We start from the raw sequence: 16,773 nt of genomic DNA, 5'->3' as shown, positions 1-16,773 counted from the left end.
CGTCAGCTCCGCAGGTACGAGGCCCCGTTCAGATCCAGGATCGCGCCCGACGCCCATGACGACGCCGGGTCGGCCAGGTGCGCGATGGCGTGGGCCACCTCCTCGGCGCTGGCGACCCGACCGAATGGGCTCTGGGCAGTGATGCGCTCCCGGCCGGCACCCGCCAGCCGGTCCGCGGTGCGCTCGGTGGCCGTGAACCCCGGCGCCACCGACGTGACGACGATGCCGTGCGGCGCCAGGGCGACGGCGAGGGACTGGCCGAGAGCGTGCAGCGCCGCCTTCGTGGCCGCGTACGCGGGGTGCTCGGGTTCGCCCCGGAAGGCGCCGCGGGAGCCGACGTTGACGATGCTCGCCGCGTGCCCGGCCTCGATCGCCTGCCGGGCGAACCAGTAGCTGACATCGGCGGCGGCCCTGAGGTTGACGTCGATCATGCCGCGGAAGGCCGCCGACCAGTCCGCGAAGGAGCATTCGGCCGGATGGTGGCGGTTCTCGGGTCCGGTGGCGATCGCGGCATTGTTGACCAGCACGCCGAGGGCGCCGAGTCCGTCGCCGGCGTCACTCACCACCCGCTCCGGAGCACCCGGTTCCGTCAGGTCGCCGCGGACCAGCAGGTGACCCTCGCCCGGCAGGGAGGCGAGCGTCTCACGGGCCCCGTCGCCGTTGACGGCCCAGTGCACCGCGACCCGATACCTGCGCGCCGCCAGCGCCTGGCAGGTAGCCCGGCCGATCCCGCCGGAGGCACCGGTCACGAGGGCGGTCAGTGGCTGGTCGGCGCGGGGCTGGGTCTCGGTGACGTCCATCCGCTCACCCTACGATCACGGCGCGAGCGTGGGTCGCACGACGCCGTTCTCGTAGGCGTGAATGGCGAGCTGGACGCGACTCGCGAGCCCGAGCTTGCGCAGCACCGCGGCGACCTGGGACTTCACCGTCGCCACCGACACGTGCTCACCGGCGGCGATCTCGGCGTTGGTCAGACCGCGGGCGCACAGCACGTAGACGACGCGTTCGCGCTCGGTCAGTTCGGGGAGCAGGGCCTCGGACCGCGCGGGCGGGGACGCGTCACCGTGCCGCACGAGGACGTCCCTCAGCTCGGGCGCCCCGACGGCGCGATCGCCGTCGAGCACCCGGCGGATCGTCTCGAGGAGAAGGACGGGAGCGGCATCCTTGGTGAGAAACGCCGCCGCGCCCGACCGCAGCGCCTCGTAGACCGCCCGTTCGTGCCGCAGGGTCGTGAGGACGACGACGGGGGTCGAGTCCCCGGCATCGCGCAGCCGACGCAGTACCGCGAGACCGCTCATGCCCGGCATCCGCAGATCGAGCAGGACGACATCGGCGACGCCGGTAACGATGACGTCCAGCGCGTCCTGGCCGGACCCGACCTCGGCGACCACCTCCAGGCCTTCCGCGGCGTCGATCACCAGGGCGATGCCCGAGGCGAACAACGGCTGGTCGTCGACGACGAGGACGCGCCGTCGGCCCGCAGAAGATCCCACCATCGTGCTCATCGGAGCACCTCGAGGGCCAACTCCTGCGTGGGGATCTGGGCGGTCACGCTCCAGCCGCCATCGGCCGGGCCGGCGGTCAGCCAGCCACCGGTCATCTCCGCCCGGGTCTGCATGCTGGACAGGCCCACGCCGGCGACGCCGTCCGCGGGGTGACCCGCTTCTCCCGGGTTCGTCGTCACGGCCGCCTCGCGCCGTGAGATCGATGTGACCGTGAGGAGCAGATCGGGCGCGCTCCCCCGCCAGTCGAGGGTGACCAGGGCAGCCGACCCGCGACCGCCGTGCTTGAGCACATTGGTGAGCGACTCCTGGACGATGCGGTACACCGCCAGCTGTGACGCATCGCCAAGGCCACGGGCAGTGCCGTGCTCGTCGGCGGTCACGCGCAGGCCCGCGTCGGAGAAGGTCTGCAGCAGCCGCGGCAGATCGTCCAGGCCCGGCGCCGGGACGTCGGTGCACGCGTCGTCGAGGCGTTCGATCATGCCGCGCACGTCCCGCAGCGACGAGCGAGCCACCTCGACCAACCGGCCCAGCGACTCGCTGCGTACCGGTTCCTCACTCACGAGCGCGCCCTCGCCTTGCGCGACGATCACGGTGAGCGAATGCGCCAGCACGTCATGGACGTCGGCCGCGATCCGACGCCGCTGGTCGACCAGCGCGCTGCGGGCGTCACGTTCGTGGATCTCCGCATGCGCCGCGGCCAGCTGTCGCCGGGTGACGCCTGCCCTGACCGCCGCACGGACGAGGAGTCCGACGCCGATCACCACCGCGACGAGGAAGAGCCGGCCGATGGACGCCTGGACGATCTGATCCCTGACCCAGTCACCCTGGGCCAGCACCGTGTCGCGCAGGTCGATGGGCTCCCTGCTCATCCCGAGGACCACTGAGCTGACCAGATCCAGGCGGCCGGACCAGGACGCCACATGGATACCCGCCGACAGCACCGCCAGGAGCACGGCAAGCGCGCAGATCAGCGTGGGACCGTGGCTGCGGGCCGTCGAGGCTCCGACGGACAGCAGAAGTACGAGCAGGATGGCGGCGAAGAGAGCGTCACCGTAGAGGCCTCCAGCGATCGGTGGAAGGATCAGCAGCACCTGAAGGGCGACCAGAACGGTGACCGCAGAGACCGCGGCGACCGGATGCCGGAAGCTGATGACGGCGGCGGATATCACCGTGGCGCCACCGACAGCCCATCCCAGCAGCACGGTGGCGTCGCCCCAGGTGGACGGGAACACAGCGAGAATGATCGAACAGACGACACCGACGACGGATACGCGGATCCACCAGTCACTGCGGCGCTGCGGGAGACGGTCGAGTGAGATCACCATGCCGTCACCGTAGGTGCCGGGGAGCCTACTGTCCCGGAATCACGCAACGATTTCATGCCTGAGGATGAGGACCTCGCCAGAGCGTTCTCGGCGACACTCGGGGCCGGCCTGACCCTCGTCAGTCACCGAGCGTGCACCTCGATCCCGCGACGCGCCGCGACGACCGGGATATGGCCCCGTCATGCGGCAGTCACGGCGCCGGGGGCTCCTCCTCCCCACCGCCCAGTCCGCCGAGGTCGAAGACCCGGAACACGACGGCGTACTCGCCCCCGAGCGCCTGGCCCCCCTGCCGGAGCATCGCCGGGATGAACTCGCCCGGGTCGGGGTGCCCCGTGACGTGCTTCAGGTACGCCTCGTGGCTGCGCAGCGACGCAACGCCGGCCTGCACGGCGTCCTCGTCGACGGCCAGGCCATGGGTGGGCGTCTCGTGCCCGGCGACGAGCAGGGCTTTCGCATGCCACGGCTCCAGACCCTCCTGCTCGGCGAGTTCTCGGAAGACCCACGGGTTGTCCGCGTCGCGCACGGCGTCGATCGTCGCGAGCCCCGCGGCGCGGTGATCGGCCTGGTTGAGCATGCCCCACGCCTCGACGTCGAAGACTCCGCCGACGACGGCGTCGGGCCGCACCTGTCGCACCACGCGGGCAATGTCGCGACGCAGGGCCAGACCGCCCTCCAGCATGCCGTCCGCGTGGCCGAGGATGCGCAGGTCGCTGACACCGACGGTGTCGCACGCCCGGCGCTGCTCCCGGGCGCGCAGCGGGGCGACCACATCCGGCGGCTCGGCCATGCCGGCCTCGCCCGCGGTCAGCAGGAGGTAGGTGACCTCGACGCCGCGCCGGGTCCAGGTGGCGACGGCGGCGGAGGTGCCGTATTCCAGGTCGTCGGGATGCGCGGCCACACACAGCACGCGCGACCACCCGGCGTCGGGCAGGGCTTTCAGTGACTCCGGCACAGCGCCTCCATCCTCGAACCAACGGTGAGCACCACGCTAGTCCCGGCCGGCGGGAGAAAGAGGTGTCAACTTAGTTGACATGGTCACGTGGGGCTCGCAGACTCGTGCCACCGGCGTCCGCACGGATGGACACCACGAAGAACCACGACCAGGAAGAGGAACGACATGCCCGCACCCGACGCCCCGCTGACCGGACGCTCGACCATCGCCCAGTGGCTCGACGACCCCACCGGTGGGCCCTTGCTGCGCGACCTGCTCGCGGCCGGCGGTCAGACCGAGCAGGATCTCGCGCCCGCACGCGGCTTCACGCTCGAGCGTCTGGTCGCTCTCAGCCAGGGCCGGCTCCCCCAGTCCGCCGTGGACGACCTGGTGCGCCGCGCCAACGGCGGTGTGCTGCCGGCGGTACCCGAGGAGACGACACCGGCCGGGGCGGCGTTCACCGAGAGGATCACGCCGGGCCGCTTCACCGGCCAGACCGTCATCGTCACCGGCGCGGGGTCCGGCATCGGGCGGGCGACGGCGTCCCGCGTGGCCCGCGAGGGCGGCCGGGTCATCGCCGTCGACGTCGCCGCGGACCGGCTCGAGGCCTTCGCGGCCGACATGTCCGCCGCCGCCCCGGACGCCGACGTCGTCACCGTCGCCGGGGACATCACGAAGGCCGAGGACGTCGAGCGCATCGTCGCGGCCGCGGGCGATCGTATCGACGGACTCGCGAACGTCGCCGGGATCATGGACGACATGACGCCGCTGCACGAGGTCACCGACGCCGTCTGGGAGCGGGTGTTCGCCGTCAACGTGGACGGCCTGTTCCGACTGAGTCGAGCCGTGCTGCCCGTCATGCTCGCCGCCGGGCGCGGGTCCGTCGTCAACGTCGCCTCGGAGGCCGGGCTGCGCGGGTCGGCGGCCGGGCTCGCCTACACGGCGTCGAAGCACGCCGTCGTCGGCATCACGAAGAGCTCGGCCTACCTGTACGGCGCCAGCGGGATCCGGGTGAACGCGGTGGCACCGGGACCGGTGGCGACCAACATCCAGGCGACCTTCGGGTCGGAGCTCGGCCAGCAGCGGATCGGCGCGGCCATGACGACCCTCCCGCCCGTCGCCGAACCCGAGCAGCTGGCCGCCTCCATCACGTTCCTGCTCAGCGACGACGGCACGAACGTCTCCGGCGCGATCCTGCCCTCCGACGGCGCCTGGTCGGCCCAGTAGGCCCGGGCGGATCCCGGGCACCGAGCGCTCACGCCGGGGTGATGAGGTCCTGGAGGACCCGCCCGTAGTGCCGGGCGAGGTCGGCGTGGTCGGTGGCGAGCAGCCGTTCGTCACCGACCACCCACAGCCCGTACAGCAGCCCGCCGACCAGCGCCCCGGCCAGGCTCGCTCGCAGCTCGCGGTCCGGCCCGGTCAGCCGGCGGCGCAGCGGCTCGACGAACCCCGCGTCGTGGACCTCGCGCAGCCGCACCCCGACGTCATCGGTGTCACTCGCGCGCAGCAGCGCCAGGAAGACGCCCCGGGTGCGTTCGTCGGCGTCGAGCAGGTAGGCGATCAGGCGCGGACCGAGCGAGTCGATCGCTCCGTCCAGCACGGCCTCGAGCCCGACGTCCAGGTGCATCGTGGCGAGGAACAGCGGCTCCTTGCCGGAGAAGTGCCGGATGACGAGGGCGGGGTCGACGGCCGCGGCGGCGGCGATGTCCCGCACCGAGGTGCCGGCGTATCCCCGCTCGGTGAAGAGCCGCTCGGCCGCGGACCGGATCGCGTCGCGGCTGAGCCCGCGCCGGGTGCCCATCGCCGATGCCGGCCTGCGGTGGCCGGCCGGGTCGTCACTGGTGCTCACCGGCCCGAGCCTAGCGGTCCCGGACTGCGCCCTCGATCAGGCTCCGCACGTAGGTGAAGGAGTCGTGGATCGCCGCTCGCCAGCGCTCCTCCTGGTCCCCGCCGGCCGACTCCGCGTCCGCCTCGCCCGGGCCCGCGGCGACCGGCAGCGCGACCCACTCGCGCATGACCCGGCCCCCCAGCTCCACGCGGTCGCCGGTGCCGTCGTCGAGCAGGACCCGCAACCGATCGGGCGGGAGCTTGACGATCAGCCGGCCGTCCGGTGCGACGAAGGCGAACACCTTCCCGCGTATGCGCAGCGCGGGGGCGTGGAACATCCTCTCGCGCGACACCCCCGGGGTGCCGGCGAACTCCGCGGCGATCCGCTCCAGCCGATCGAGCCCACGCTCCCCCGCGCCCGTCACGGGTCAGCGATTCTGCGTGACGACCGCGGTCAGGTCCTCGTCCTCCGGTTTGCGCGGCGGGGCGATCGTGCGCACCTGCGACCGCGACAGCCGGCGGGCGCGATCGCGCGGCGGCAGATCGACCGACTGTCCGGTCCGGAGGGACTCCTCGATCGCCTCGAGGGCGAGCACGTCGAGGAGCCCTTCCTCTCCCGACGGCTCGGGTTCGGCACCGGAGCGGACGCAGTCGACGAAGTAGTCGATCTGCCCGGCGAACTGGTCGACCGGGTCGTGCCGGTGGTCCTGGACATCGCCGTCGGCGTCGGTGACCGTCCACGAGATGGCGACGTCGTCGCCCCAGTCGTAGCACGCGTCGGAGGTGATGGACCCGGCGGTGCCGGCCAGCGTGAAGCCCTGGGCCGGCGTGGTGGCGTACGAGACGGTGAACTGGGCAACCCGCTCACCCGGGAAGGTCAGCGTGACCGCGACCGTGTCCTCGAAATCGAAGGACCGGCCGGGGGTCCGCACCCCGTGCGCGCTCACCCGGAGCGGTTCGGCGCCGAACAGCGTGCGCACCTGGTTGAGCGGGTAGGCGCCCATGTCGGCGACCGGACCGCCCCAGAAGCCGTTCTGGCCACGATGGTTGGCCTCGTCGATGTCCTGGGAGAACGCGCTGGTGAAGTACCGCGGATCCCCGATCACCCCGTCCCGGACCGCCTCCATCAGCGCGACCGTGCCGGGCTCCTGGTGCAGCCGGTAGGCGACCATCAGGGTCGCCCCGCCCCGGTCCGCGGCGTCGATCATGGCCTGCGCGTTCTCGCCGCTGACCTCGAACGGCTTCTCCACCAGCGCGTGGATCCCGGCCTCCAGGGCCGGGACGGCGAACTCGCGATGCCGGAACACCGGGGTGGCGATGTAGACCGCGTCGACGGTGCCCGAGGTGAGCAGCGCCGGGTACTGGTCGTAGTCCCAGGTCGCCACGCCGTGATCGCGACCGAACTGCTCCCGCTTGGCCGGGTCACCCGAGACGAGGGCCGTGAACTCCGCCTTGCCGGTGCGGCCGAGGGCGGGCAGGAAGGCCTGCTGGGAGATCTGGCCGCCGCCGACGACGGCGAACCGCAGCGGTGCGTCCGCCATCAGGCCGCGCCGTATCGCTGAGCGCTGCGGGCCCGGGCCTTCGCCGCCTCGATCTCGCGGTTCTTCGGCGGCGCGCTGGTGGTCAGGTGCGCCAGCAGGTGGGCGGTGACGTGGGCGATCTCCTCGACCGCCTCGTCGAAGGCCGCCTGGTTGGCCTGCGACGGCTTGGTGCTGCCGCTGACCTTGCGGACGTACTGGAGGGCGGCGGCGCGGATCTCGTCACTGGTCGCCGCCGGTTCGAAGTTGTGGAGCTGCCGGATGTTCCTGCACATGCCGCCAGCGTAGGCGCGGGGCCGCGCGCCTGTCACGGGACGGGCGCGGACGCGGCCGGGAGGACGTCGTACGCGAGGTAGGCGAACGTGCCGTCGGTGTGGACTCCCGTGAGGCTCAGCCGCCGTTCCAGGCGCCGGGGCAGCAGGGGCTTGCCGGCACCGAGGGTGACCGGGGCGATGCTCACCCGCAGCTCGTCGAGGGCGCCGGCGTCGTCGAACTGGCCGACCAGCTCACCACCGCCGAGCAACCAGATGTCGCGTTCCCCGGCCGCCTCCCGGATGGCGGGCAGGTCGGCCGCGACGGACTCGCGGGCGATCCGGACGTCGGCACCAACGACGTCGGGCAGCTCGCCGTGCGTGAAGACGAAGGTGGGCACGGCGCCGTAGGTGTCGGTCCAGCGTTCCGGGTGGGCGGCGAGGTCCTCGTGTCGGTGCACCCAGCGGAACGTGTTGGCCCCCATCACCATGGCACCGACACCGGCGAAGAAGGCGGCGAAGTCGAACGCGGGGGGCATCCGCTCCGGATCCGGCGTCAGCCGCAGCAGCCAGCCCAGGTCGTGGTGCTCGTCGGCGAGGAAGCCGTCCAGCGTCGCAGCGGTGTAGTAGACGACGGGTGCCATGAGCTCAGCGTGGCACAACCCCCCGACGATCGTCCTGTCCGGAGGCCGGTCAGGCGTCGAGCGCCGGCACCTCCCGGGTGAAGGTCCCGAAGGTCTTCACCGCCGCGAAACCGACGCCCTCGTAGAGCCGGGTGGCGCCGGTGGGGCTGTCCGCGTCGACGTGCAGGACGGCGCGGGTGAACCGGGGCCGCCCGTCGGGACGCCGCTGCCGCGCGGCGGCGTCGAGCGACGCGGCGATGCAGGCGCGGGCCAGCCCCCGGCCCCGGGCTTCGGGCGCGGTACCGATCAGTGCGAGGTAGACCGGACCGTCCTGCCAGTCCTGAGCCAGGCAGAACGAGCCGACCACACCGGCTTCGATCGGGCCGTCCGGATCGGAGGGCCGCGGGCCGGCCGCGGGCGCCACCGCGAGGAACGAGCAGTCCGCCGTGAAGCTGCGGGCACCGGTCAGGTCCGCCCACTCGGCCTCCGACGTCGACGTCGAGCCCCAGTGGTCGGCGAACGCGGCGTTGCGCGCACGCAGCGTGCCGGCCGAGAGCTCCGGGGCGAAGGGCAGGACCCGGTACCCGGCGGCCGGCTGCGGCGGCGCGTTCGCGGCCGACGGCGCGGGCAGGTCGCGCTCCATCTGCACGAACCAGCGGCTGAGGGCGTATCCCCGGTGGGTCAGCAGTCCGCGCACGGGATCGGTCTCGAGCCCCCCGGCGTTGCGGAGCACGACGGGGGCTCCGGGATGCCGCTCCGCGGCCAGCTCCCGGGCGCGCACCTCGATCCGGTCCATCAGGGCCCGCCCGATGCCGCGGCCGCGCCGGTCGGGGCGCACTCCCCCGCCGAGCACCGCGACCGCCCGGCCGTCCAGCAGGTCCGCCTTCACGCGGACCTGCCCGTAGGCGACGACGGCGGCGGTGCTCCCGTCGCGCTCGTGCAACGCCCAGGTGTCGAGCTCCGGTCGGACACCGTCCTCGGCGAGTTCCTCCGCCAGGTCCTCGGCACTGGAGAACTCGTCGGTGCCGTCGACGCGGGCCAGCGCCGTGGTCAGGTCCGACCAGGCCGGGACGTCCGCCGCGGTCAGCGGCACGAAGACGGGGTCCATGCCCGGAGTCTACGATCCGGTACCACCGAGGGCCGGCCGGCATCGACCAGCGGGGAGCGCCGGCTCCGGGGGATCCATCGGGCACCGGCTCGTAGACTGGCGACGTGCCCACGCCCTCCCCCGACGCCCTGACCCGCGACCCGACCGCCGTCCGACCCGCGCAAGGCCGCCGGCGCCGCCCGGTGGGCTCCGCCGTCGTCGACGTCGTCCTCGTGATCGTGTTCGCCGCGATCGGCCGGGCCAGCCATCAGGAGGCCCACCCCGTGCTCGGCGTCGTCGACACGGCATGGCCCTTCCTGGTCGGCACCGCGCTCGGGTGGCTGCTCAGCCGCGCCTGGCGGACGCCGGTGCGGCTCTGGCCGACCGGTGTCGTGGTCTGGGTGGCGACCGTGGTCGGCGGCATGCTGCTGCGCACCGCCACCGGCGACGGTACCGCCGTGGCCTTCGTCGTCGTCGCGACCGTCACCCTGGCCGTGTTCCTGCTCGGTTGGCGCGCCGTCGTCGCCCTGATCCGCCGGTTCTCCTCCCGAGGCGCCGGCTCGTCCCCGAAGGAGAACCCGCTGTGATCACCGCATTCACCCACGTGTCCGTCGAGCCGGACCGCATCCCCGAGACCGCGGAGGAGATCTCCGCGATCGAGGGCATCAGCGAGGTCTACTCGGTGACCGGGGACTGGGACCTCATCGTGGTGGCCCGGGTGCGGCGGCACGAGGACCTGGAACGGGTCATCGCGGACCGGCTGTCCAAGGTCCCGGCGATCCGGGAGACCACCACGCAGATCGCGTTCCGGGCGTACTCGCAGCACGACCTCGACGCGGCCTTCGCGCTCGGCGGCGACTGAAGGTCAGCGACCGCGTTCGTCGCTGAAGCGGACCCACCGCTCCAGCACGCCGGCGGCCGCACCGGTGTCCAACGACCGGCGCGCCCGGTCGAGGCCGGCCGCGAGGCGCTGGGTCAGTGAGCCCTCGGCGGTCGGGTCCGCCGCGGTCAGGCCGGCGGCCGCGTTGAGCACGACGGCGTCCCGGACCGGGCCCGTCTCTCCCGCCAGCACCGACCGGACGACGGCGGCGTTGTGCACCGGCGCCCCGCCGCGCAGGTCGTCCAGGGTGGCGCGCGGGATGCCCAGGTCGGACTGCGGATCGATCTGCTGTTCGGTGACCGCGCCGTCGCGGACCTCCCAGACGGTCGACGCCGCCGTCGTCGTCAGCTCGTCCAGCCCGTCGTGGCCGTGGAAGACGAGGGCGCGGTTGCCTCGCCGCGCGAGGACGCCGGCGATCAGCGGGCCGATCCTCGGGTCGGCGACCCCGATCGCGGACGCGTCCACGCGGGCCGGGTTCGTCATCGGGCCGAGGAAGTTGAAGACGGTCGGCACCCCGAGCGCCTTGCGCGCACCGGCGGCGAACCGCATCGACGGGTGGAAGACCTGGGCGAAGCAGAACGTGACCCCGACGGCCCGCGCGGCCTCGGCCACGTCCCCGACCGACAGGTCGAGGTTGACGCCGAGGGCCTCGAGCACGTCGGCCGTGCCGGTCGACGACGACGCGGCCCGGTTGCCGTGCTTGACCACGGGCGTGCCGGCGCCCGCGCACACGAGCGCGGCCATGGTGGAGATGTTGACGGTGTTCTGGCGGTCCCCACCGGTACCGACGATGTCGAGGGCGTCGCTGCCGATCGGCAGCGGGTTGGCGTGCTCGAGCATCGCCTCGACGAGCCCGGCGAGTTCCTCGACCGTCTCCCCCTTGGCCTTCAGCGCCACCAGGAAGCCCGCGACCGCCGCGTCGGGCAGCTCGCCCGACATCACCCGGTCCATCGCCCACGCCGTCTCCGGGGCCGAGAGGTCGCGCCCCGCCAGCAGCGCCGTCAGCAGTTCGGGCCAGGAGCGCACCACCGATCCGGTCGAGGCAACACGGTCGGTCGCGGACGCGCGGGTGCTCGGGCTCTCGGGCTGGGGATTCACGCGTCGATCCTATCGCCGTCCCGCCGGCGCGCCCGTTCCCGCGGGCGTTCCGCCGAACCTGAGTGCGGGCTGGGAGCGAATCCTAGCGCGGACCCCTTTTCTATCCTGCGTAGACAAATTTTCGGGGGTATCGTCCCACGTCAGAGACGAGTTCGGGCGCGTTGCGTTGGTGGCTCAGGGTTTTACCAGCCATAATGGCAAGGTGACCAGTGCAACCCATGCTCCGAGCCCCCAGGCGCACCCGGCTCTGAACCGTCCGAACATGGTGTCGGTGGGGACGATCGTGTGGCTCTCCAGCGAGATCATGTTCTTCGCGGCCCTGTTCGCGATGTACTTCACGCTCCGGTCGACGTCGCCCGACATGTGGGCCACCGAGACCGAGAAGCTGAACGTGCCGTTCGCGCTGGCCAACACCATCGTGCTCGTCCTCAGCTCGGTGACCTGCCAGTTCGGGGTGTTCGCCGCCGAGCGGCTGCAGCCCCGCCGGACCGGCGGCCTGCTGAACGTGGCGCGCTGGGGCATGGTCGAGTGGTTCATCCTGACCTTCATCATGGGCGCGGTCTTCGTCTCCGTGCAGGCGTTCGAGTACACGATGCTCGTCTCGGAGCACGTCTCGCTCTCCTCCGACGCGTACGGCTCGTCGTTCTACCTGACCACCGGGTTCCACGGCCTGCACGTGACCGGCGGCCTGATCGCCTTCCTGTTCATCATCGGCCGCGCGTACATCGCCAAGCGCTTCGGTCACTTCGAGGCGACCTCCGCCGTCGTCGTCTCGTACTACTGGCACTTCGTCGACGTCGTCTGGATCGCCCTCTTCTTCATCATCTACTTCCTCAAGTAGATCGGCCTTGACGGCAGCCGGAGGCGGACGAGAATGAGACCACAGATATCTCGAAAAACGAGACACCTCGGATGACCGAGCACCGCACGGGTGCGACCCGCAGCTCCCGAGAAGCAGAACCACGACGGAAGAGGTACGGACAGGTGAAGTCACTCGCACAACGGCGCAGGCACCCCCTCGCGGCGGTGGCCCTGATCCTGCTGGCGCTGCTGATCACGGGCACGGTCTACGCGGCCGCCAGCTCGGCGAACACCGCGCAGGCGTCCCAGTCCCGCGAGAGCTACACCGCCGAGGACGTCGACAACGGCGAGAAGCTCTTCCTGGCGAACTGCGCATCCTGCCACGGCATGGGTGCCAAGGGCAGCCCGTCCGGCCCGTCGCTCGTGGGCGTCGGCGCGGCGAGCGTCGACTTCCAGGTCGGCACCGGCCGGATGCCGATGGCCATGCAGGGCCCGCAGGCGCAGAAGAAGCCGGCCCAGTTCGACGAGGAGCAGACCCGGCAGCTGGCCGCCTACGTGGCCTCGCTGGGTTCCGGTCCCGCGGTCCCGAGCGAGGAGCAGGTCGACACGGCCGACGGCGACGCCGCCAAGGGCGGCGAGGTCTTCCGCGTCAACTGCGCCATGTGCCACAACGCCGCGGCCGCCGGTGGCGCGCTCACCCGCGGCAAGTTCGCTCCCGCCCTCGAGGGCGTGAGCGAGAAGCACATCTACGAGGCCATGGTCACGGGCCCCCAGAACATGCCCGTGTTCAACGACTCGAACATCTCCCCGGAGGAGAAGAAGAACCTGATCACGTTCCTCAAGACCATCGAGACGCAGGGCTCGCCCGGCGGTGCCGACCTCGGCTCGCTCGGTCCGGTCTCCGAGGGTCTGTTCGCGTGGGTGGCCGGTCTCGGCATCATCATCGCGTTCACCATCTGGTTGACCTCCCGGTCCTCCTGAGCACGACCCGGATCGACGGACGGCGGGAGACCCGCCCGTCGCCCCGGGAACCCGACAGACACCAGCACCACGACGAAGAATGAGGGGGCTCATGAGCGACCGTAGCAACGGCACCCCGGGCAACTCCGGCGCAGTCGCCACGGCGGACGGCCGACCCAACGACCTGGCGCACCCGGATCCGGGGCTGCCGCCGCACCGCCCGCGGCTCTCCGACACGCAGCCGCGTGCCGCGAAGCGCAGCGAGCGGCAGGTCTCCCTGCTGTTCCTCGTGTCCATCCTGGGCACGCTGCTGTTCTTCTTCGGGTACTTCTTCATCCGGCTCGACGACACCGTCGCCACGCTGCGGCTGCAGAACCTGCTGCTGGGCCTGGGTACCGCCTTCGCCATGTTCGGCATCGGCATCGGCGTCGTGCACTGGGCGAAGACGCTCATGCCGGACCACGAATGGGTCGAGGAGCGGCACGAGATCCGGCCCGAGGCCGACCGCCGGGACGCCGAGGGCATCGTCAAGGGTGTCCTCGAGGAATCCGGCATCGCCCGCCGGCCGCTGATCCGCAACACCCTGATCGGTGCCGGCGCCCTCGCGGTGCTCCCCGCGATCGCGATCTTCCGCGACCTCGGGCCCCTGCCGGGCGACACGCTGCGGCACACCATGTGGGACAAGGGCGTCCGGTTGACCCGCGACCCGGACGGCACCCCCATCCGCGCCGCCGACGTGCAGATCGGTTCGGTCTTCCACGTCATCCCCGAGGGCCTGAACGAGGCCGAGGACAAGCTCGAGCAGAAGGCCAAGGCCGTCGTGCTCCTGATGCGCCTGAACCCGGAGGACCTCAACCCCTCCGCCGGGCGCGAGAACTGGGGCTACGAGGGCATCGTGGCCTATTCGAAGATCTGCACGCACGTCGGTTGCCCGGTCGCGCTGTACGAGCAGCACACGCACCACCTGCTCTGCCCGTGCCACCAGTCGACCTTCGACCTGACGCAGGAGTGCAAGGTCATCTTCGGGCCGGCGTCACACCCGCTGCCCCAACTGCCCATCATGGTCGACGACCAGGGCTACCTCGTTGCACAAAGCGACTTCCACGAGCCCGTGGGTCCGAGTTTCTGGGAGCGTGGCTGATGTCATCCACCACCACTGATCAGCGCGCCGCGTACGTGGCGCCCACCGCCGTCGGCAAGATGGCCAATTTCGTCGACCAGCGCGTCGGCGGCTCCGCCATGGTCAAGGAGTTCGGCCGCAAGGTCTTCCCCGACCACTGGTCGTTCATGTTCGGCGAGGTGGCGCTCTACTCGTTCGTCATCCTGCTGCTGTCGGGCACGTTCCTGACGTTCTTCTTCGATCCGTCGATGGCGGAGACGCACTACGCCGGGTCCTTCGTGCCCCTCAAGGGCGTGGAGATGTCGGTGGCGTACCAGTCCTCCCTCGACATCTCGTTCGACATCCGCGGTGGCCTGTTCATCCGCCAGGTGCACCACTGGGCCGCCCTGCTGTTCGTGGCGTCCAACGCGGTGCACATGCTGCGCGTGTTCTTCACCGGCGCGTTCCGCAAGCCCCGCGAACTGAACTGGGTCGTCGGCTCCGTCCTGCTGATCCTGGGTCTGGCCGCCGGCTTCACCGGCTACTCCCTCCCGGACGATCTGCTCTCCGGCAACGGCCTGCGCATCATCGACGGCGTGATCAAGTCGATCCCGCTGATCGGCACGTACATCTCGTTCTTCCTGTTCGGCGGCGAGTTCCCGGGTACCGACATCGTCGGCCGCCTGTACGTGCTGCACATCCTGCTGATCCCCGCCATCATCCTGTTGATGATCGCCGTGCACCTGTTCATGGTGGTCCTGCACAAGCACACGCAGTACCCCGGGCCGGGTCGCAAGGAGACCAACGTGGTCGGGTATCCCGTCGGTCCCGTGTACGCCGCCAAGGCGGGCGGCTTCTTCTTCATCGTGTTCGGCGTGATCGCGCTGATGGCGGCGGCGTTCACGATCAACCCGATCTGGAACTACGGTCCGTACGACCCCTCCCCCGTCTCCGCCGGCACCCAGCCGGACTGGTACATCGGCTGGGTCGACGGTGCACTGCGTCTGATGCCCGGCACCTGGCCGTGGCACTGGGAATTCGTCCTGTTCGGCAACTGGACGCTGACGCTGAACGTGCTGCTGCCGGCCCTGGGCCCGGCGGGTCTGCTGTTCACACTGATGTTCGCGTACCCCTGGATCGAGCGCTGGGTGACCAAGGACGACCGGGAGCACCACATCCTGGACCGGCCGCGCAACGCCCCGACCCGGACCGGTATCGGCGTCGCCGGCGTCATCTTCTACTGCGTGTTGTGGGCGGCGGCGAGCTCGGACCTGATCGCGACCCACTTCCACGTGTCGCTGAACGACGTGACGTACTGGCTGCGCGCGCTGTTCTTCATCGGGCCGATCGTCGGGTTCATCGTCGCCCGCCGGGTCGCCCTGGCGCTGCAGCGCAAGGATCGTGAGATCGCCCTGCACGGCCGGGAGACGGGCCGCATCGTGCGGCTGCCGCACGGCGAGTTCATCGAGGTGCACGAGCCGGTCGACCGGTACCGCCTGTACCGGATGATCAACTTCGATTCTCCCGAGGTGCTCGAGGCGCGACCGGGCCGCAACGGCAAGGTCTCCGGTGCCGAGAAGATCCGTGGCCGCCTGTCCCGGTTCTTCTTCGAGGACCGCGTCGCCCCGGTCACCCCGGCGGAGCTGGAGGCCGCGCATTCCCACCACGGTCACGACGAGATCGAGACCGCGGAATCGGAGCGCGCCGGCATCGGTCACTGACGCTCGTTCCCCCCTCCACGGGGCCGGCAGGATTCGTCCTGCCGGCCCCGTGGCGTGTCCGGAGCCCCGCCTTCCGAGGGGCTCGGATCACCGCCAGAAGGCCGTCAGCGGCCTCGCGAGGGCCCGCCCCTGGGCGAGACCGGCGTGTGCCGCCGCCGGACGCGTGGACGGATCCATCATGGTCTCGCCGAAGGTGCGTCGCGCCGCGTCGTCCGGGAACACCGTCTCGACGGCGCTGCCGCCGGCGCGCAGCTCGCTCACCTGGGCCGCCAGCTGCATCCCCCACGTCAGCGGATGCCGGGTCCGCCCCCCGAACGGGGACAGCACCAGCACCCGTCCGTACCCTTCCGCCAGGTCGGCGTTCTCGTTGCGACGGTAGCCACCGTCCAGGTACCGATCGTTCCCGATGCGGTGCGGCGCCCCGCTGGACGTGCTGGCGGCGACGGCGTCGACCAGGTCGACGCCGCTGTGCCGGTCGAACACGATCGGTTCCCCGGTGCGGGCGTCGACCGCCGTGATCAGCAGTGTCCGGGCCGGCCAGGTGACGCCGGGCAGGCGGGCCGCGACGGTCTCGCGCCACCGCTCCGCCCGGGACCCGTCCGACGCCGCGTCCAGCTCCAGGGCCGCGGCCCCCATCCGGCGGCGCATGTCCGCGGGGTCCGCGGCGGAGGCGATGATGCGGGCGGTCCGCTCCAGCTGAGCGGCCACCGCACCCGGGCGCGCCGGCCTGCCCCCGGCTCCGGCTCCGGCTCCGGCTCCGGGCGGATGTTGCCGGTCCCCCGGCTGTTCGGCGAGGACGGCGGCCACCAGGTCGGCCGGTGTCGACGCGGTGATCTGGACCGCGACCGTCGATCCGGCCGAGGTGCCGACGATCAGGTCGGCGTCGGTCACGTCCAGGCCGGCGTCGGCCAGCCCGGCGATGACGCCGATCTCCCAGGCGTGGCCGGCCGAGCCGCCGCCGTGGAGGACCAGCGCACGGTCCCCACTGGCCGGCACCCGACCGGTGGCGTCAACGGGCCGGACGCCGGGGAGAAGGAGTCCCTCGGCGTGGCTGACGGTATTCGCACGGGGCGTGGACGCGGGTACGCCGGACGAGGAGAACGGGGAGGTGGTCATGGCGGCCGTCC

Annotated in this window: 19 protein-coding genes; 7 read left to right on the top strand and 12 right to left on the bottom strand. The window is 71.7% G+C overall.

The annotated features are described in order from the left end of the window. Positions 1–2: 2 nt before the first annotated feature. The 4 genes from IEX22_RS03740 to IEX22_RS03725 form a co-directional block, all read right to left on the bottom strand. On the bottom strand, positions 3–800 hold the full coding sequence (locus IEX22_RS03740; RefSeq protein WP_188666425.1) for an SDR family NAD(P)-dependent oxidoreductase: 798 nt from the start codon (positions 798–800) through the stop codon (positions 3–5). A 15-nt stretch (positions 801–815) separates the two neighbouring features. Beyond that, complete coding sequence (locus IEX22_RS03735) at positions 816–1,505, bottom strand: response regulator (RefSeq protein WP_188666423.1); 690 nt, start codon at positions 1,503–1,505, stop codon at positions 816–818. Then, the gene (locus IEX22_RS03730) at positions 1,502–2,830 is read right to left on the bottom strand and encodes a sensor histidine kinase (RefSeq protein WP_188666421.1); all 1,329 of its coding nucleotides are present in this window, start codon (positions 2,828–2,830) and stop codon (positions 1,502–1,504) included. Before IEX22_RS03730 ends, IEX22_RS03735 begins: the two co-directional genes overlap by 4 nt. A 190-nt stretch (positions 2,831–3,020) precedes the next feature. Beyond that, positions 3,021–3,782, bottom strand: a complete 762-nt coding sequence (locus IEX22_RS03725; RefSeq protein WP_188666419.1) for a PIG-L deacetylase family protein — start codon at positions 3,780–3,782, stop codon at positions 3,021–3,023. A gap of 165 nt (positions 3,783–3,947) precedes the next feature. Between IEX22_RS03725 and IEX22_RS03720 the strand changes: the two genes are divergently transcribed. Further along, complete coding sequence (locus IEX22_RS03720) at positions 3,948–4,988, top strand: SDR family NAD(P)-dependent oxidoreductase (protein WP_188666417.1); 1,041 nt, start codon at positions 3,948–3,950, stop codon at positions 4,986–4,988. Positions 4,989–5,016: 28 nt separating this feature from the next. Here the strand turns inward: IEX22_RS03720 and IEX22_RS03715 are convergent, their stop codons facing one another. From IEX22_RS03715 to IEX22_RS03690, 6 genes are read right to left on the bottom strand one after another with little or no spacing between them, the layout of a single operon-like run. Beyond that, positions 5,017–5,610 carry a TetR/AcrR family transcriptional regulator gene (locus tag IEX22_RS03715; protein ID WP_229659754.1) on the bottom strand — a complete coding sequence of 198 codons (594 nt, stop codon included), beginning with the start codon at positions 5,608–5,610 and terminating at the stop codon, positions 5,017–5,019. Between the two features lie 10 nt (positions 5,611–5,620). Beyond that, positions 5,621–6,013 (bottom strand): MmcQ/YjbR family DNA-binding protein, encoded by a 393-nt coding sequence (locus IEX22_RS03710; protein WP_188666415.1) that lies wholly within the window; start codon positions 6,011–6,013, stop codon positions 5,621–5,623. 3 nt (positions 6,014–6,016) lie between these two features. Further along, a complete protein-coding gene (locus IEX22_RS03705; RefSeq protein ID WP_188666413.1) occupies positions 6,017–7,129 on the bottom strand; it encodes a Gfo/Idh/MocA family protein in 1,113 nt (370 codons plus the stop codon). Beyond that, positions 7,129–7,401 (bottom strand): DUF2277 domain-containing protein, encoded by a 273-nt coding sequence (locus tag IEX22_RS03700; RefSeq protein WP_188666411.1) that lies wholly within the window; start codon positions 7,399–7,401, stop codon positions 7,129–7,131. The genes IEX22_RS03705 and IEX22_RS03700 overlap by 1 nt, the downstream gene beginning before the upstream one ends. Before the next feature lie 32 nt (positions 7,402–7,433). Then, positions 7,434–8,021, bottom strand: coding sequence for a dihydrofolate reductase family protein (locus IEX22_RS03695; protein ID WP_188666409.1), 588 nt, complete (start codon positions 8,019–8,021; stop codon positions 7,434–7,436). A gap of 49 nt (positions 8,022–8,070) precedes the next feature. Beyond that, on the bottom strand, positions 8,071–9,108 hold the full coding sequence (locus IEX22_RS03690; RefSeq protein ID WP_188666407.1) for a GNAT family N-acetyltransferase: 1,038 nt from the start codon (positions 9,106–9,108) through the stop codon (positions 8,071–8,073). A 104-nt stretch (positions 9,109–9,212) separates the two neighbouring features. On the opposite strand from IEX22_RS03690, the gene IEX22_RS03685 reads away from it, so the two are divergent. Both IEX22_RS03685 and IEX22_RS03680 read left to right on the top strand, forming a co-directional pair. Further along, positions 9,213–9,674: a DUF3054 domain-containing protein gene (locus IEX22_RS03685; protein ID WP_188666405.1), complete on the top strand. Its 462-nt coding sequence runs from the start codon at positions 9,213–9,215 to the stop codon at positions 9,672–9,674. After that, positions 9,671–9,949, top strand: coding sequence for an Lrp/AsnC family transcriptional regulator (locus IEX22_RS03680; protein WP_188666403.1), 279 nt, complete (start codon positions 9,671–9,673; stop codon positions 9,947–9,949). The genes IEX22_RS03685 and IEX22_RS03680 overlap by 4 nt, the downstream gene beginning before the upstream one ends. A gap of 3 nt (positions 9,950–9,952) precedes the next feature. On the opposite strand, the gene trpD is transcribed toward IEX22_RS03680, so the two are convergent. Then, positions 9,953–11,065 (bottom strand): anthranilate phosphoribosyltransferase, encoded by a 1,113-nt coding sequence (trpD, locus tag IEX22_RS03675; RefSeq protein ID WP_229659753.1) that lies wholly within the window; start codon positions 11,063–11,065, stop codon positions 9,953–9,955. Positions 11,066–11,267: 202 nt separating this feature from the next. On the opposite strand from trpD, the gene ctaE reads away from it, so the two are divergent. The 4 genes from ctaE to qcrB all read left to right on the top strand — a co-directional run bounded on the left by ctaE (position 11,268) and on the right by qcrB (position 15,646). Next, positions 11,268–11,906, top strand: coding sequence for an aa3-type cytochrome oxidase subunit III (gene ctaE, locus IEX22_RS03670; RefSeq protein ID WP_438816584.1), 639 nt, complete (start codon positions 11,268–11,270; stop codon positions 11,904–11,906). A 143-nt stretch (positions 11,907–12,049) separates the two neighbouring features. Then, positions 12,050–12,847 (top strand): cytochrome bc1 complex diheme cytochrome c subunit, encoded by a 798-nt coding sequence (gene qcrC, locus IEX22_RS03665; RefSeq protein ID WP_188666399.1) that lies wholly within the window; start codon positions 12,050–12,052, stop codon positions 12,845–12,847. 91 nt (positions 12,848–12,938) lie between these two features. Next, entirely contained in the window at positions 12,939–13,967 is a 1,029-nt protein-coding gene (gene qcrA / locus IEX22_RS03660; RefSeq protein WP_188666397.1) for a cytochrome bc1 complex Rieske iron-sulfur subunit, read from the top strand. Continuing rightward, on the top strand, positions 13,967–15,646 hold the full coding sequence (qcrB, locus tag IEX22_RS03655; RefSeq protein WP_188666395.1) for a cytochrome bc1 complex cytochrome b subunit: 1,680 nt from the start codon (positions 13,967–13,969) through the stop codon (positions 15,644–15,646). The genes qcrA and qcrB overlap by 1 nt, the downstream gene beginning before the upstream one ends. A gap of 87 nt (positions 15,647–15,733) precedes the next feature. Here the strand turns inward: qcrB and IEX22_RS03650 are convergent, their stop codons facing one another. Next, positions 15,734–16,762 carry a patatin-like phospholipase family protein gene (locus IEX22_RS03650; RefSeq protein WP_229659752.1) on the bottom strand — a complete coding sequence of 343 codons (1,029 nt, stop codon included), beginning with the start codon at positions 16,760–16,762 and terminating at the stop codon, positions 15,734–15,736. Between the last annotated feature and the right edge of the window lie 11 nt (positions 16,763–16,773).

This window comes from Tersicoccus solisilvae (assembly GCF_014643255.1).
In the GTDB taxonomy this organism is placed as follows: Bacteria; Actinomycetota; Actinomycetes; order Actinomycetales; family Micrococcaceae; genus Tersicoccus; species Tersicoccus solisilvae.
Note: the sequence above shows the minus strand (reverse complement) of the source record. Positions and strands in the feature narration are given on the sequence as shown.